Origin of the sequence: Bacillus coahuilensis m4-4 (genome assembly GCF_000171615.1) — a bacterium.
GTDB lineage: Bacteria > Bacillota > Bacilli > Bacillales > Bacillaceae_K > Bacillus_T > Bacillus_T coahuilensis.
In genome coordinates this window covers 47,367-62,776 of sequence record NZ_ABFU01000066.3, presented here as the reverse complement: position 1 = coordinate 62,776, position 15,410 = coordinate 47,367, and the positions used below count along the sequence as shown (strand labels likewise).

At 38.0% G+C, this 15,410-nt stretch carries 17 protein-coding genes and 1 pseudogene; 5 read left to right on the top strand and 13 right to left on the bottom strand.

Going from position 1 to position 15,410, the window contains the following annotated elements; all coding sequences use genetic code 11:
* Nucleotides 1-157 precede the first annotated feature (157 nt).
* The 3 genes from M44_RS18035 to M44_RS24205 all read left to right on the top strand — a co-directional run bounded on the left by M44_RS18035 (nucleotide 158) and on the right by M44_RS24205 (nucleotide 2,524).
* The gene (locus tag M44_RS18035) at nucleotides 158-1,114 is read left to right on the top strand and encodes an L-lactate dehydrogenase (protein ID WP_010175889.1); all 957 of its coding nucleotides are present in this window, start codon (nucleotides 158-160) and stop codon (nucleotides 1,112-1,114) included.
* A 492-nt stretch (nucleotides 1,115-1,606) separates the two neighbouring features.
* A complete protein-coding gene (locus M44_RS29660) occupies nucleotides 1,607-1,858 on the top strand; it encodes a hypothetical protein (protein ID WP_010175885.1) in 252 nt (83 codons plus the stop codon).
* Nucleotides 1,859-1,870: 12 nt separating this feature from the next.
* Nucleotides 1,871-2,524, top strand: coding sequence for an SIMPL domain-containing protein (locus tag M44_RS24205; RefSeq protein ID WP_010175883.1), 654 nt, complete (start codon nucleotides 1,871-1,873; stop codon nucleotides 2,522-2,524).
* 80 nt (nucleotides 2,525-2,604) lie between these two features.
* On the opposite strand, the gene M44_RS24200 is transcribed toward M44_RS24205, so the two are convergent.
* The 9 genes from M44_RS24200 to M44_RS17980 all read right to left on the bottom strand — a co-directional run bounded on the left by M44_RS24200 (nucleotide 2,605) and on the right by M44_RS17980 (nucleotide 10,118).
* On the bottom strand, nucleotides 2,605-3,282 hold the full coding sequence (locus tag M44_RS24200) for a hypothetical protein (RefSeq protein WP_010175880.1): 678 nt from the start codon (nucleotides 3,280-3,282) through the stop codon (nucleotides 2,605-2,607).
* Nucleotides 3,283-3,346: 64 nt separating this feature from the next.
* A complete protein-coding gene (locus M44_RS18010) occupies nucleotides 3,347-3,526 on the bottom strand; it encodes a Fur-regulated basic protein FbpA (protein ID WP_010175879.1) in 180 nt (59 codons plus the stop codon).
* 274 nt (nucleotides 3,527-3,800) lie between these two features.
* Nucleotides 3,801-4,169, bottom strand: coding sequence for a Ger(x)C family spore germination C-terminal domain-containing protein (locus M44_RS25635; RefSeq protein WP_050771015.1), 369 nt, complete (start codon nucleotides 4,167-4,169; stop codon nucleotides 3,801-3,803).
* Between the two features lie 4 nt (nucleotides 4,170-4,173).
* Entirely contained in the window at nucleotides 4,174-5,034 is an 861-nt protein-coding gene (locus tag M44_RS29180; protein WP_050771014.1) for a Ger(x)C family spore germination protein, read from the bottom strand.
* A 174-nt stretch (nucleotides 5,035-5,208) separates the two neighbouring features.
* Nucleotides 5,209-5,634 (bottom strand): GerAB/ArcD/ProY family transporter, encoded by a 426-nt coding sequence (locus M44_RS29175; protein ID WP_272941214.1) that lies wholly within the window; start codon nucleotides 5,632-5,634, stop codon nucleotides 5,209-5,211.
* 77 nt (nucleotides 5,635-5,711) lie between these two features.
* A complete protein-coding gene (locus tag M44_RS29170) occupies nucleotides 5,712-7,118 on the bottom strand; it encodes a GerAB/ArcD/ProY family transporter (protein WP_272941211.1) in 1,407 nt (468 codons plus the stop codon).
* Nucleotides 7,075-7,638 carry a spore germination protein gene (locus M44_RS29165; RefSeq protein WP_272941210.1) on the bottom strand — a complete coding sequence of 188 codons (564 nt, stop codon included), beginning with the start codon at nucleotides 7,636-7,638 and terminating at the stop codon, nucleotides 7,075-7,077. The genes M44_RS29170 and M44_RS29165 overlap by 44 nt, the downstream gene beginning before the upstream one ends.
* A 457-nt stretch (nucleotides 7,639-8,095) precedes the next feature.
* Nucleotides 8,096-9,058 (bottom strand): ATP-grasp domain-containing protein, encoded by a 963-nt coding sequence (locus tag M44_RS17985; protein ID WP_010175871.1) that lies wholly within the window; start codon nucleotides 9,056-9,058, stop codon nucleotides 8,096-8,098.
* Between the two features lie 19 nt (nucleotides 9,059-9,077).
* Entirely contained in the window at nucleotides 9,078-10,118 is a 1,041-nt protein-coding gene (locus M44_RS17980) for an LLM class flavin-dependent oxidoreductase (protein WP_010175869.1), read from the bottom strand.
* A 654-nt stretch (nucleotides 10,119-10,772) separates the two neighbouring features.
* Here M44_RS17980 and M44_RS24185 point away from each other — a divergent pair.
* Both M44_RS24185 and M44_RS17970 read left to right on the top strand, forming a co-directional pair.
* Nucleotides 10,773-10,981: pseudogene (locus tag M44_RS24185) on the top strand (helix-turn-helix transcriptional regulator).
* Nucleotides 10,978-11,442: a hypothetical protein gene (locus M44_RS17970; protein WP_010175865.1), complete on the top strand. Its 465-nt coding sequence runs from the start codon at nucleotides 10,978-10,980 to the stop codon at nucleotides 11,440-11,442. The pseudogene M44_RS24185 and the gene M44_RS17970 overlap by 4 nt, the downstream one beginning before the upstream one ends.
* A gap of 162 nt (nucleotides 11,443-11,604) precedes the next feature.
* On the opposite strand, the gene M44_RS17965 is transcribed toward M44_RS17970, so the two are convergent.
* From M44_RS17965 to M44_RS17955, 4 genes are read right to left on the bottom strand one after another with little or no spacing between them, the layout of a single operon-like run.
* Nucleotides 11,605-12,588 (bottom strand): quinone oxidoreductase family protein, encoded by a 984-nt coding sequence (locus M44_RS17965; protein ID WP_010175863.1) that lies wholly within the window; start codon nucleotides 12,586-12,588, stop codon nucleotides 11,605-11,607.
* A gap of 1 nt (nucleotide 12,589) precedes the next feature.
* Nucleotides 12,590-12,931: a hypothetical protein gene (locus M44_RS30130; protein WP_155815005.1), complete on the bottom strand. Its 342-nt coding sequence runs from the start codon at nucleotides 12,929-12,931 to the stop codon at nucleotides 12,590-12,592.
* A 41-nt stretch (nucleotides 12,932-12,972) separates the two neighbouring features.
* Nucleotides 12,973-14,325 (bottom strand): acyl-CoA dehydrogenase family protein, encoded by a 1,353-nt coding sequence (locus M44_RS24175; RefSeq protein WP_010175860.1) that lies wholly within the window; start codon nucleotides 14,323-14,325, stop codon nucleotides 12,973-12,975.
* Nucleotides 14,325-15,386: a phosphotransferase family protein gene (locus M44_RS17955; RefSeq protein WP_010175858.1), complete on the bottom strand. Its 1,062-nt coding sequence runs from the start codon at nucleotides 15,384-15,386 to the stop codon at nucleotides 14,325-14,327. The genes M44_RS24175 and M44_RS17955 overlap by 1 nt, the downstream gene beginning before the upstream one ends.
* Nucleotides 15,387-15,410 lie beyond the last annotated feature (24 nt).

Here is a 15,410-nt window from a genome sequence, read left to right as displayed (position 1 = left end):
ACATGGTATATTCTACATGTGAAATACTTCACAACCAAACAAAATTGTGTTATTATTCAGTTGTAGATATTGTGAAACTTTTCACAATTAGAACCCTTTAGGTTCTTAAAGAATTCTCAAACTAACAATTAAATTCAAAATAAAAGGGTGATCGATGATGTTCGGAAAAAGAAAAAACAAAGTTGCACTAATTGGTACAGGTTTCGTTGGTTCAAGCTATGCATTTGCCATGTTAAATCAAGGGATTGCTCAAGAAATGGTTTTAATAGACCTAGATTTCAACAAAGCTAATGGCGATGCGCGTGATTTGAATCATGGACTTGCATTTGCTTCTCCTATGAAGATTTATGCTGGTACTTATGCAGATTGCCATGATGCAGATCTAGTTGTTATTACAGCAGGAGCTGCTCAAAAGCCAGGAGAAACTCGATTAGATCTTGTTGAAAAGAACGTCAAAATTTTTAAAGGGATTGTGACTGAGGTAATGAACAGTGGTTTTGATGGGATTTTCTTAGTTGCCACAAACCCAGTTGATGTTTTAACATATGCTACTTGGAAATTTTCTGGTCTACCGAAAGAAAGGGTCATCGGTTCTGGTACAATTTTAGACACTGCTCGTCTACGTTATCTTTTAGGGGATTACTTTAATATTGATACTCGTAATGTCCACGCTTATATAATGGGTGAGCATGGAGACACTGAATTCCCTGTTTGGAGCCACGCTCGCATTGGTTTAAGTCCATTGGAACAGGCTAGCAAGAAGCCAAACAATGAATTGATGACCGACTTAGATGATATATTTGTCAACGTACGTGATGCTGCTTATCACATTATTGAACGTAAAGGAGCAACATACTATGGTATTGCAATGGGGCTCGTTAGAATTACGAAAGCCATTTTTAATAATGAACAGTCTATACTCACTGTATCTGCCCTTTTAGAAGGTCAGTATGGTCAGGAAGATTTATATATCGGTGTTCCTGCAATCATTAACCGTGAAGGCATTCAAGAAGTGATTGAACTTCCACTAAACGAGAAAGAAAATGAGCAGTTCCAGCATTCTGCGAAAGTATTAAAAGATGTGATTCATCATTCATTCGCTACACAAAAGTAAGAAAACAAGCCGTTATTGACTCTCGTCGGTAGCGGCTTATTTACGCAGAATTCCTATGACCTATTCATATCACTTAACCTTTTTACTTCTTTTTCAAGAGAGTCTAACCTTTTAGGTATTCGATAAAAGATTGGAAGATACGCTACCAATCTAACGATGAGTAACCCCACGTCTTAAACCTCCTTCTCTACTCTAATAAACTACCTGTTTAAACCGTTCATTGGTTAAACAGACTTCCCATTATCCCAAATAACCCTTTCCCTAACAATATACTAACTTTTCTTAAGTAGTTATGCACCTAAATTCATAAGAACACATAGGCTAAAACAGAAGATCACGATAAAGAAAGGGGTATGTCTATGTATCGTCAATTGCCTTTTTTCCCACCGCCTACAAGTCCACTAAGCTCATTCCCAGGTTTCCCTCAAGGTGGGGGACAACCGAATCAACCTGGATTCCCTGGCCAATCACCTTCTCAAGGTGGAAACCAAAATGCCTCCTGGACCACCACCATCTCAAATTCCCGTTGAAACACAGTCCGCTTCTGTAATGGCTGTTGATCCTGGTTCCATAAGAGGCTGCTTGTTTCGTTATACGTATATTTGGCAAAATAATCGACAATCTTACTGGTTTTACCCTACCTTTGTGGGTCGAAGAAGTGTAAGTGGATATCGTTGGACTGGATGGGGTTGGGTATACTTTGGAGTAGACTTACGAAGAATTCGTTCATTTACATGTGTGTAAGGAGGAGATTGGATGTATCCTTATCTATCATATAGTAGAGGAACCAAATCACAAGATCACACGATTAAAGTGTACGGTTCGTATACCATCAATGTTGAACCAGATGTAGCCTATGCAAAAATTGGGGTTTTAACTTCAAATAAAGAACTAGCAGTGGCTCAAAAGGAAAACGCAGCGATTTCCCAAGAAATATTACAATCCTTTAAAATGAACCGCATTCCTTCTAAAAATATACAAACGTCCACCTATCAAATTTACCCACAGTATGATTATATTGAAGGAAAACAGCGGTTTAAAGGGTATGAGGTTCGTCAAGTGTTTCAAGTAAAGATGAAAGATTTAACGAAAATTGGCAAAGTCATAGATGATGCTGTGACTAATGGGGCTAATATCGTAGAAAGCGTACAATTTGATGTGGAACAAACCGAAGAATATTACAACCAAGCACTAGTTAAGGCCTATGAGCGTGCTTTAGCAAAGGCTAGAAGCTTAGGAAATGTATCAACGGTAGGTGGAAAACTAGCTCCCGTTAAAATAGTCGAGCTATCTACTTCTACTTCACCAACACCTTACGGGAAAGTACTAGGAGTCAGTTCCGAAAGTACAACACCTATTCCAACCGGAAAAATAGGCGTTACGGCAAAAGTAGAAGTTACATTCCAATAATAAAGTATGGACTATCCCTTCCCTAATCGGATAGTCCACACCTTATATGATTAGCAGTGTTGTGTATCCAGCCACTCCTGTCATAAATGCCCAGAAGTTGCTTCACGATCTTCAGGGAGCTCTTCTTTTAAAACATTTAGTATAATACCCCCCGCTAAAAATGCGAACAGAAATGAAAGGAACATTTCATTCACTTCTAAAACATGGCCAACAATCCACCCCAATACAATCCCACTAGCCAATATAAATCGCCCGAATCGATCGTATACTTGTCGGTGGTGTTCACGTAGGCCATGGTCATTTGAAATAAAATGTACTGCAAGAGCTAAAAAGTTAAAAAATAATTCATGTAGTCCCTCATATTCCTCTTGTACAAGGAGAGAACCAATTAATGCATTATAAAGGAAAAAGGACCAAATATGTAACCAAAATATACCCGCAGTAGGCTTTGATGATGGACGAGTATTTTTCCTCTTTGAAGTTTTGACTAGTCTTTCTAAGCCGTAAAATATGCTAAGCCCTACCATAGCAAGAACGTAGGCATGACTACCTAGCCAAACCCACACCTCCCCATCATCAAAAACTTGTTGATGCTCCTCAAGTTCTGGTAATAAGTGAACAAACACGTACGCAACAGAGATTCCACCTGCTACTGAAAGGAAGCGACTTCTTGGAATTACGGATAAAAATTTCATATTTTTGGAGAGTAAATGAATGAACACAAATCTAACCATAAAAATAAAGCTCCACCAAAACATAGGCAAGCTCCTCTTAAACAATAATTTAATAAGTAAAGAGCCGTCTCTTGACCGCTCTCTGTTGTTATAATGCTATATCTTGCTCTATCAGAATAAGCTGCTGACAAAGTGCCTTTAATTCAGAAAAGGAGCCTTCATATAATTGTCTTCCATCTTCTAACTTAACAAATCCGTGATCTAATAGCATATGAATAAAATAATCTTTAACAGAGTCATGGGTGACTTGAAGAGACTGTTCTTTCATGATTATCATCTCCACCCTTTCGTTCATTCGTGATGTTTTAATGTTTAACTTATATCATTAAAACTGTTCCCAATAATTCACACTGGTAAACCTTATACTCTGTCCTTTTTTAATGGATGGTCACAAAAAAAGGGAGGATGATAATGAGAACTGTAAGCAGTAAGACTCCAAAGCCCCCCATTTTCTTTTTTGTTCTAAAAAGGACATAAGAATATCCTCCTGTATAAGTTATGGCACATACTATAATGGCCCAAAATACGAATATCATCTACAATCAATCCTTTAACACATTCAGGTTCGGTGTTTTTATTTGCTTACCAAATTCTCCGATTGTAATCATACAATCTACTGTAATAATAAGATTCGGATAACTGTTCATCCAATCAAACTTCTCGTATTGGGATATGGTGAGAAACTCTTTTCTCCCCTCTAAAGACAAATTAAATGGGTCTCCTTTAAATTCATGTTGCGTCATTTTAATCAATTCCATTAAGTTATCTTCTAGTGCGGTTTCTATTGATTCTCTTAACAGTTTTTTGTTCTTCTCAACATTTGCATAGTCTTTTAAACTCGGGACATCTAGTACATCAATCGTTATTGGAATTTTTATTTCAACAGTCGGTGTTTTCCCTTGCAGGTTCATTTTGTTATTTATTTGATTTACTCTTCATTAACCTCACCGCTATTCTATATTCATCCATTAGTGGATCAGGGTAGGTGGTAATGATATCGGACATATTTAACGTTTCATCTAATATTAAGGCTAACCTCGTTTGTTCACCGGTTAATTTTCCAATCATCTTGCCTTCTTTAAACACAGCCGATCCAATAAATTGAGTGGGGTTTCCACCCTCTTTATTAATTTGTCCTGCTAAAAATTCATCTTCGTTTGCTCTCTTATTTTCCTCTTCTTGAACTGTACTTGCATACATCCCTAAGAATAAATCGGCATCTCCTTCTGCAATGGTTAGAAATCGCTGGATATTCGCTTCTGGTACAAGTCCCGTCTCATTTGTTCGTTGTGTCATAAATTGAAAATATTTATGAGGTCTTGTTTCAAGAATAGGTTTATTCTGCTTTAAAAACTCGGCAGCAGGTTCTTTCGTAAATATTAGCTTCGTATTTCTCCGTATACTTTTATCTTTCGTAGTAACATACATGAGGCGTAAAAATTGTTCCGTTTTTGCAAGATCTTCATGTGTAATGATGACATCTAGATGCTCATACGTCACTTTTCGTGTAATAAATGCATTAGATGTATCTCTCGCTGAAACAAAATCATTGGTTTCAAACGTCACAATTTCATAAGGATCTTCGTTTGCTTGTCCTCCCTTTGCAGCAGATCCTACTTCAGGATTAGCAATTTGATAGGTAACTTTCAGCTTTCCTTCTTTACCTTGATCCAGTCCTAAAGCGACAACATAGGCTTGCTCTTCTACTTCTTTTTTGTCATAACAGCCTGAAAGAAATAGGATGACCATCATGAAAAGAACTATGTGTCTGCTCATATTAACTTCCTTCCTTTTGCGAATATCCATAGTAATACTAGATAAATCAAAAAGAAATAAGAGCTGTAGTTGAACAAGGTTTTACCAACCGTATAGACATTAACGGCTGCATTCTCAGGTATCATTCCGGTTAACAACACAATGACTGCTAAAGGAAATAATAGATGCTCGAATTCATCTATTTTGACAATCTTTGAAAAAATATAGGCTAACAAATAGAGAAATACCATAATCTTTATAAATGTTCCAATGAGCCAAAATAGGTAAAAAAAGGGTTTCTAGATTATCTAAGTAATAGCCAAGGGATATATTTCTTATGGCTTCATGAAAAGGATACGTAATATTCTTAGCAGATGGATAATCAAATAAAAGTAAATACACGATAAAAAAAATAAATAGTTTTACCATGACCACTGACAATCCCACGATAGTGGTCTTTTTGAACTTTTTCACATTGTGTATAAAAGGAAAGATGAAGGCTAATACGATGACCTCGCCATACAGGGATAAATTTGAAAAGGATTCTTGTGCGATTACTTTTACACCTGGTCCAAGTATGGGGAACATCCGATTAAAATCTCCAATCCGAATCATTAAAATTAAACGAAAAAAGGATAGCGGCTTCTAAATATAAAAAGGAAAGCCATGATACAGTTCCGATGGCCTCTAGTCCTTTCTTAGCACCATAAAAACAAACAAGCATGAATAAAAAGTAAAATAAAAATGACAGGAGACTGTTCAAAATACATAGTAGAAATTAAATCAACATAACTTCTACTCTCAATGACAATAGCAGCAAATAATATACCTAAAAAAATGATATTTAGTAGATTCCCTAATGCCTTACCAAACACCTTTCCGTTAACTTCATATAAGCCTCCCTTATCTAATTTGACTAATAGATGACATAAAAAGGATATAGGAATTAAAAGGATAAGGTAAGAAAGTGCCGGAACCATCCATGATGAACTCAACACATCTGGATAAATGAGAGAAGGCGTCATATCTGTAACTTTTAATCCAATAATTATTAAGAGGATCGCAAAATATTCTTTTTGACCAATTTGATCCATCACCTTCATACTCATCGTATCTTCCTTTCTCATTCCTGATTTTTTGTCTTTTTTAACAACATCAGCCGTTTTTAAATAACCAGGTCTTAATCGTTCATTCCATAGAGATTTTCTTAGTACCGTATCATCTGAAGATCGATAGGACGGAGACATTGGAGCTAGATAACTCACACCAAACGATTTAATCGTAACCATATAACAAAGTCCCATTGTAAAGGAGAAGGCCATACCCATAATGCCAAAAAAACCAGCTGAAATGATAAACATAAACTTCAGCATTCGTACTAAAAAATTCAAGCTTAAATCATTTATAGCAAAAGAAGATAATCCAGAAAGAGCCACAACGATAATCACAATGGGGCTAATGATATTTGCATCCACGGCGGCCTGACCTAAAATGAGCGCTCCAACAATTCCAATCGTTGGACCTATAGGGTTAGGTACTCGCAGTCCAGCTTCACGTATCAATTCAAAAGCGATTTCCATGAGTAAAATTTCAAAGACGGCAGGCAGTGGAACCTTCTCTCTCGCTCCTGCAATTGCAAACAGTAAATCCGGAGGAAGCATACCGCTGTGGTAATTTGTAATAGCTATATAGATGGATGAAGAAAATAGGGTGATAAAAATAGCCAACACCCTAAGGATGCGTGTGAAGTTTCCGTACGGTAAGCGTAAAAAATGATCTTCAGAAGAATGAAAAAATGACCAAAAAGTTGCAGGGAGAATAAGACAATCTGGACTATTCTCCATTAACAACACAATATGTCCATCCTCTAAGAACGCTGCAGCTCGATCAGGTCGCTCCGTATAGAGAATCGTAGGAAATAGAGACCTGTTGCTTTCTTCAATATACTGCTCTAATAAAGAAATGTTTGGCACTGCATCCACATTAATCTTTTTAAGTCTGTTTCGTATTTCCTCTAGTGTATCTTTGCTGACAAGATCATCATTATAAATTAACAGCACTTCATTTAATGAGCGCTGCGATACAACATGACTCTCTGCATACAACTTTTCTGAATGTTATTTTTTTTCGAATAAGAGATAAATTTGTTCCTAACTTTTCTGTAAAAGATTCTTTTGGTCCTTTAATAGACATTTCGTTTTCAGGTTTTCCAATACTCCTACTTTGAAAGTCAGACGTAGCAAAGATATAGGCATTTTGGGATCCATCTAGTAATAATACCGTGTCTCCCTTGCTTATATGGCGGACTACTTTTAAAAAATCATCGGTAGGCGTAATGGAGGATGCTGAAACAATGTCTTCAATCTTTTTAGTAGGGGATTGATTCTTCACTAAAGGATTGATTATGCTTGACTCAATATCTTGTGATGTTGAAATACTTGCCATATAGACTACTACTGATTTTTGATCCAACCCAGAAACCGTCAATGTACGAGTGATATAGTCCTTATTTCGTTCAGGAGAAAAAATAGAGTTAAGATCCTGTATATTCACTTCTAACTCTTCTGAAACAAGTTTGCCTTGATCTGACTTGGTTTGTTTTCTTTGGAGTACTCTTCTTTTCAAATTCATCCTCCTTTACGATAAGGCTTTAGAGTTATCCTTACCATTTATTTAGAAATTATGTTTACAGTGGGTGGTGTTTTGCTTGTAGCTGGAGTTTTTTACTGATGAGGGTAATTTTTCCAAATAAAATTAAAAAAACTGCTACCAAACCTACTTTGGGTTAGGTAGCAGTCTCTCTATCACTTTATTGCAGAGGCTTATGGCAATGTGGACACAAATTTTTCGTATAGTTCCTAGGAATTCGGTGATTACAATTATTACATACCTTTAGGAGAACTGGATTATTCTCAAGGTCATTTGCAAAGCCATAACCCGAAGTAAAAGCCTTCATTCCAAATCGAACCATGATCCCAAGAATAAGCCCTGTTGCGAGTAATCCAATGAACATACGGAAACCTTCCTTCTACATCCTATAGATCTAGTATACTATGTTTCCAGTCGTTTTCCATCTGATCATTTACTTTGTAATCGTCTTTTTGCTAACCGAATTATTATGGTCTAATTCCTTTCCTAAAAATATCGCAAGCTCTAGCATTCCAAAACGTTCCGCATATTTTTCCGCTTCACTATTGTAGTTGGTATTCGTATTAATATCATACGTGTAGATTACACCCTCTTTGTCTCGAATAAATTCAATACCTGCTACTGATATACCGTTTGCAAGGAGAACCTGTTTATACTGATCAATAATGGGGTCTTGAAAGTTTTCAATCACTTGGAATTTAGGTTTATTTTCAACTACTTCACCTACCGGACAAAATAACTCTTCTATACTACACACGTCTGCTGGGCACAGCTCAAACCCTTCAGATGTATCTACTTGAACGGCATATACAAATTCTCTCCCTACAAATTCACAGCGAGTAATAGATTGATCTGGAGATTGAATATATTCTTGAAGTAAGGTTACTCCATCGATAGGCTCTTCATACGCCCCATCTAAATATTGCTCAAAAGCTTGAAGAGAATGAAATAATTGAACTCCTAGTCCTTTACCTGCACGATTGTGCTTCGTGATAAACGGGGTCCCTTCAAATTCCTTTGCCCCTTGTAGTAAAGCCTCTTTTCCAACAGCTGCAATAGTTCTAGGGGTTTTAACTCCATGTTTTTCTAGTTCTAAGTATTGTTGAACTTTACTTATTTCTAGCTGAAGAGCACGAGAACCATTAATGACGGTCCTACCATGATACTCTAACCATGAAAGCACTTGAGCCGTCAATTCTGGAGCATAACGATGCCCTCTTGTATGAGAACTTGCACTCATTCTACTATAGAATATTCCTTCTGGTGGAGAGGATAAAAGATCTATACTCCCTTCGTCTAGATGCCATAGCTCATATGGCAGATTATATTCTTCTAATCTATTCGTTAAATGGACTGTCCATTCATCATTTTCATGTATAACGTATATTTTACTCAACGGACATCTTCCCCTTTTGTTAATTTCGATTTTTTTCCACAAGTGGCATTACCTTTTTTGAAAAGTTCTCCATCTCTTCTAATTGCGGAGAGAATTGAAGGAGTAATAAATCAATTCCTGCTTCTTCAAAAGCAAGGATCTTCTCAGCAATTTGTCTAGGTGTACCGACTAAATTAGGACGTAATCCACGATTCGACACAGAATAATCCTGAAGTTTAATTTTTTGTTCTAGTTGAGATTTTGTTGTGAAATCGTTGTAACCTACATACCCGCTAGAATCTACTACATGAGTGATACGACGCAGCTCCTCTAAAGCTTCTTCCTCTGTATCTCGACAAATAACATACGCCGCCATACCAAAGGAAGAAAGAGGGATCGTAGTAGTTTTGCTTCTACGCTGCTTCATATCATTTACTTTTTCCCTAATTTCAGATACAGTACCACCATGCATCACATACGCATCACAATGCTCGATAATCGTATTTTTTCCTTTTTCACTTTCTCCACCAGCATATAATACGGGATGAGGCTTTTGAACTGGTTTAGGATATAGATGACTATTTTCAATAGAATAATAGTTACCGTCATATGAGAAAGGGTTTTCACTTTTCCAGAGCCCCTTCATCACTTCAAGAAACTCACTTGTTCGCTCATATCGCTCATCATGCTCAGTGAAAATTCCACCATATTGCTTTGCTTCTTGCTCCCACCAAGCCGATACTACATTTAATGTAAACCTCCCGTTACTAATCTGATCAATCGTAGCCGCCATTTTTGCCGCTACCGCAGGATTATGAAAACCTGGACGAATGGCCGTCATAATTTCTATTTTATTTGTAACCGCTGCTAAAGCGGATGCCGTTGACCAAGCTTCTAAGGAATCTGCTTCAAATCCTTTTATATCATTCAAATACAATTCAGCAATAAGTGTCGTGTCATATCCCCATTCTTCCCCTTTAACAATCACTTCTTTGGCATATTCAAATGTAGCTGGCATTTTTTCATCCTCAATATTTCTTAACCAACCACCAAAAATCGGTAACCAAAAACCGTATTTCATTTCAACCCCTCCTTTATTAAAAACCCAATTTAACCAACCTGTTTAATAGGAATTATGATTAAAAAAATAGATATGTTTATCATATTAAAGTGATAGTATGATAAAGCGTATGATATGTCAATAGCTGTATTTGTTATTACTATATTTTAAAGATGATGAATTGATACCAAGCTGTATTACTGTTTTAAATGTAGCTTTTGACCGAAGAAAGTGTCTAAGAATAGGAGTTGCGTAACGAAATTTCAAGTAAGAATGAAGGCAGTTCTAAACAGACGCCGCTTGAGTAAATCTCAGCGCAGATCGATATGAAATGTGTGCAGCTATCTTTCCTTTAGACGCGAAAATAGGGCTTAGACCGAAATTTGACGCAAGCAAGGGCAAGCTCTGGCGCAGCATCTCGTAATTTGGACGCAGGCTCTTGGGGATTTGGCGCACATCACTATCCTTTTGACGGGACAATGAATCTCTGACCGAAATTTAGTGCGTCCAACACAGTCACACTCTCATCATCGCAAGAACTATGGGACAACACAAACGCACTTAACTCATTTTAACTAATACCATAGCGCTAAATTATACTATAAGTAAAATAAACTTTACAATATGTAAAGTTAACTATACAATATACTTAACGATTATAATATGGAGGTCAGCATGATTGTTAAAAACCGCGTGAAAGAACTTCGTGCAAGGCACAATTAACACAAGGTGCCTTGGCTGATTCGGTGAATGTTACTCGCCAAACGATTATTGCACTTGAAAAAGGAAGCTATGTACCTTCCTTATTACTCGCTATGAATATCGCCACTCTGTTTGATTTACCCGTTGAAGAAATCTTTTATTTTGAGGAGGAAGAAAAATGAGAGTACGTCAAAACATTTTTATTTCAGCTTTAACCTTAGGACTTTTTGCTTGGGCTATGGTAGAAATGTATGATGCATTTACACAATTTGCTAATGTGGTGAAAAGTTCAACCCAGACATTTATGATTGAGATTAATCTTATTCCACTCGTAGCTTTTATTATAATAGGAGGAATTTTATCTTACATTAGCTGCAGTAAGAAGCAAAATAAGTTTTGGTCGAAATCCCTATTGCTACCACCTGAATTAGAAGAAACGGATGAACGTGAAAAACAAATTACGAGTCTGGCTTGTAGAGCTTCTTATATTAGCATGTGGTATTCGTTTCCTATTGTGACAGCACTGTTAGTACTCTATCCATTTATTATCGACCAAGTTCCTTATTATCCAATCCTACTGTTTCTACTATTACCTCTTACTCAAATGATTAGCTACTTAGTATCGTGGAAGAAAAATTACTAGGGGACAGGGACTTTGTCTTTTTGCGTAAACTAATGATTTCACCTGTAAGATCTAACTTATATTTGGTCAATAAAGTATATAAAGTGAGAGGCCATTCCAAAAGCAAAATCGCTTTGAAGGAAAGGGCCCCTCTCCTTATATTTTGGTCTCATGTAATGGTCTTTACGGTACCAATATCATTTTCCCCTTCGTCTTCCGACCTTGAAGAAGCTCGTGAACCTTTGCTGCTTCATCTAGAGGATAGACGCCCCCAATGGTCAAGGAGAGCTTCCCTTCTCGCAGAAGCTCAAATAATTCCACTAAACTTCTTTGATATAGCTTTGGTTTGTTCATCATTTGTGGAAGGAAGAATCCAACTACAGATTGATTTTTTCCCATTAAATAGGCTGGATGTAAATGTGGCTGCTCTCCGCTTGCCACTCCGTAAATAACAAGCCGTCCAAATACGGCAAGACATTTAAGAGATTTTTTAAACACATCTCCACCAGCCATCTCTAAGATAACATCTGCTCCATTTCCATCTGTTAATTCTAGGACGCGATCCTCCCAGCCTTCCTGTGTATAATCTACCGCTTCATCTGCACCTAAACTCAAAGCTAATTCCCTCTTTTCTGCCGTGCTAGCAGTAGCAATAATTTTTCCCGCACCAAATTCTTTGGCAAGCTGAACGGCAATACCCCCAACACCACCAGCTGCTGCGTGTATAAGAACCGATTCCCCTTCTTCTAATCTCCCCATCGTTTTTAAAATATGATAAGCACTAAGACCTTGCAACGGTAAGGAAACAGCCAAGTGAGGATCAAGTCCATCTGGTAACGGAATAAGAGAACGAGAGTCTGCTAGAGTATATTCAGCGTAACCTGTAGAACGTGGTGACCCTAGTAGAGTAACGACCTTTGTTCCTATTTCTAAGCCCACCACTTCTTCACCAAGCTCGACCACTTCCCCCACTACCTCTGAACCAGGCACATAAGGAAGAGGCGTTTCGACAACATACGCTCCTTCTCTTCTGGCTGTATCTGCATAGTTGACTCCAATGGCTTCGATCTTTATTAATACATCCTTCTTCTTTGGTATGGGTCTTTCTAATTCGATAACTTGTAAAACGTCTGGTCCTCCATACTCTTTAAACTGAATCGCTTTCATCTTAGCGTACCTCCTCTATATTTTGCGTTACACCCATTCGTTGTAATGCTTTTTTATAAAAACCTTCATGTATTAATTGGTCAGCTAAGTTTCTTTTCTGTTCAAGTTGAATCGTCGGTAAATACCTGACAATCACTTTATTTATTCTAACAAGCCAATTTTTACGCTCATCTCCTTCAACCACTTCTGATACAAGCTGCTTCCAGATGCTTTCTATTCTTAATAAGCTTTCAAACTCTAAGAGTTGAACGAGAGCTGAATAGGCCCCTCCACTTTTTTCGTTTCGCAAGCAAGACGATTCAAGCGCGTAATACTCGATGAGCGAATCAGACCACTTCATCATAACCTCTTGTTCATGCTGTAACGCTTCACCATATTTAGTTATCAGCAGGACACTGAGACTGCGATTAATTTCCCTGACAGTGGAAAGTAGCGTTTCCTCTCTTCCTTTTCATTTAGAGAATAGGCACCGATGGTCAATTTTTTTAAAAGTTGAGTGGGCAAAACTAACCGATTAATTTCGTTCGTACCTTCAAAAATTCGATTAATACGAGAGTCGCGATACATTTGTTCAATCGGATATTCCGCAATGTATCCTGCTCCTCCGTGTAACTGGAGTCCTTCATCTACGACCATATCTAGAGTTTCAGATCCGTATACCTTACATATCGCACACTCCATGATATACTCCATTAACCCCGCCGCCACTTCTTTCGGTAATGCATTTTCCTTTAACCCTTCTAATCTGCTATCTAACAAACCTCCCGTTCTGTATTGAATCGACTCAGCAGCAAAAATTCGTGCCGCCATTTTTATAATCTTTTCTTTACTCGCTGGGAAATCACTTATACGACGACCAAACTGCTTTCGTTCTTTAATGAAAGCCATCGTCGTATCTAGAGCATGAATCGCACCACCCATGGCGGCAAAACCTAAATTATAACGACCTAGATTCAGCACATTTAGGGCAATCACATGACCCTTTCCAATTTCTCCTAACACATTTTCTTTAGGAACTAGACAATCCTCTAATAGTACCGAACACGTGCTCGAACCCTTAATTCCCATTTTCTTTTCTTCAGGACCAATAACAAGACCAGGGAAACCTTTTTCTACAATAAATGCAGTAAAATGCTGCCCATCTACTTTGGCATAAACAATAAAGGTGTCAGAAAATGATGCATTTGTAATATAAATTTTTGTTCCATTCAGGATATAGTGTGATCCTTCGTTGTTAAGAATCGCCTTGGTTTTCGAAGCAAGAGCATCAGAACCTGCGTTTGGTTCTGTTAGGCAGTACGCACCAATATATTCTCCGCTTGCAAGCTTTGGTAAATATTTTTGTTTTTGTTTTTCAGTACCAAAATACGTGATTGGAAGAGTTGCAATACATGTATGATTTGAATGAGCAACACCGTAGCCGCTTGTTCTCCCTGTCATTTCACCCACAATTCCTTTGGTCACTTTATTTAAGCCCAGTCCCCCGTAAACTTCTGGTACACTATGGGCTAAGAGTCCGAGTTCTCCCGCTTCACGTAGTAGCCGAACAACCTCGTCAAATTCTCCATCCTCAATGGCCGAACGGTACGGGTCTACCCTATCCTCAACAAAACGTTTAGCTGTCTCCATCAACATCCTTTGCTCATCTGTTACATCTTCTGGAGTGAACACAGTATGTAAGGCCGGAGTTCGAACGATGAACTCTCCACCTTGAATTTCCTGTCTTTTCGTTTTCATTAGTGGATCCCTCCTTTTTCAGCTAAGCCTTCTGCATGCTGAATGAGTGTTCGAACAAATTGATTGAACTGTTGAAATCGTTCATCTGTTGTTTGCCCTTTTTGATAGCGATAGTAGATTTGCTGACAAATAACAGCCAATTTAAATGTAGCAAAGGTTGTATAGTAATGGATTTTACTCATATCGCGACCCGTTGCCATCCCATATGAATCGATAAATTCTGCTCTAGTATAAAATCCTTTCTGTATCGTGAGCGTCGGTTGTCCTAATCCGTAGACTAATAGCTTTGGATCTGCCGGTTCCATCCAGTAACTCATGGCTGCCCCAACATCTGCAAGGGGATCTCCCACTGTGGACATTTCCCAATCAAACAATCCCACCATCTCTTTCACATCTTGAGAAAACAAGGCATTGTTTAACTTATAGTCGTAATGAATAACGGTAGATTCCTCTGTATGTGGGATGTTAGATAGTAGCCACTTACGTAACGGCTCGACTTCTTTTATATCATCTGTTTGACTTCGATCGTACCTCTTTAACCACCCTTTTACCTGCCTTTCCATAAATCCTTCAGGCTTCGATAGTTCTTCAAGCTTCGTTCCTTTATACGAAATTCCATGTAACTTAACAAGGTTATCAACCATTAGCTTTGATAGCATTCGATTTGTATCATGTGAAGGGGTGACTTCTTTAGGATAACTTGTATCAAATAAATATCCGTGCCTCCGCTCCATCAAAAAGAACGGTGCTCCCACAATCGTCTCATCCTTAGAAAAAACAAGGGGCTTTGGCGCAACCGGAAACGTTGGGTGAATAGATTGAAGTAGAAGAAATTCCCTTTCCATGTCATGAGCTTTCGGAGCAACAGGGCCTAAAGGAGGACGACGTAACACAGCCTCCCACTCGCCGATTCTTACACTGTATGTTAAGTTACTAGCCCCTGATGCAAATTGCTGAATCTCCAATTCCTCATGTGGCACCTGTAGATTTTCTGTTACAAACTCTTGCAGTTTCCTCGTATCTATTTCTTCTCCTTGACGGACAGGAATGAGTTGTGTCATAAATCGTTCTCCTTTCCTTTTGAC

Excerpts from the sequence above, each read along its gene's own strand:
- M44_RS18035 (WP_010175889.1), top strand. The coding sequence starts at position 158 with ATGTTCGGAAAAAGAAAAAACAAAGTTGCACTAATTGGTACAGGTTTC.
- M44_RS29660 (WP_010175885.1), top strand. The coding sequence starts at position 1,607 with ATGCCTCCTGGACCACCACCATCTCAAATTCCCGTTGAAACACAGTCC.
- M44_RS24205 (WP_010175883.1), top strand. The coding sequence starts at position 1,871 with ATGTATCCTTATCTATCATATAGTAGAGGAACCAAATCACAAGATCAC.
- M44_RS24200 (WP_010175880.1), bottom strand. The coding sequence starts at position 3,282 with ATGTTTTGGTGGAGCTTTATTTTTATGGTTAGATTTGTGTTCATTCAT.
- M44_RS18010 (WP_010175879.1), bottom strand. The coding sequence starts at position 3,526 with ATGAAAGAACAGTCTCTTCAAGTCACCCATGACTCTGTTAAAGATTAT.
- M44_RS25635 (WP_050771015.1), bottom strand. The coding sequence starts at position 4,169 with ATGAACCTGCAAGGGAAAACACCGACTGTTGAAATAAAAATTCCAATA.
- M44_RS29180 (WP_050771014.1), bottom strand. The coding sequence starts at position 5,034 with ATGAGCAGACACATAGTTCTTTTCATGATGGTCATCCTATTTCTTTCA.
- M44_RS17980 (WP_010175869.1), bottom strand. The coding sequence starts at position 10,118 with ATGAAATACGGTTTTTGGTTACCGATTTTTGGTGGTTGGTTAAGAAAT.
- M44_RS17970 (WP_010175865.1), top strand. The coding sequence starts at position 10,978 with ATGAGAGTACGTCAAAACATTTTTATTTCAGCTTTAACCTTAGGACTT.
- M44_RS17965 (WP_010175863.1), bottom strand. The coding sequence starts at position 12,588 with ATGAAAGCGATTCAGTTTAAAGAGTATGGAGGACCAGACGTTTTACAA.
- M44_RS30130 (WP_155815005.1), bottom strand. The coding sequence starts at position 12,931 with ATGATGAAGTGGTCTGATTCGCTCATCGAGTATTACGCGCTTGAATCG.
- M44_RS24175 (WP_010175860.1), bottom strand. The coding sequence starts at position 14,325 with ATGAAAACGAAAAGACAGGAAATTCAAGGTGGAGAGTTCATCGTTCGA.
- M44_RS17955 (WP_010175858.1), bottom strand. The coding sequence starts at position 15,386 with ATGACACAACTCATTCCTGTCCGTCAAGGAGAAGAAATAGATACGAGG.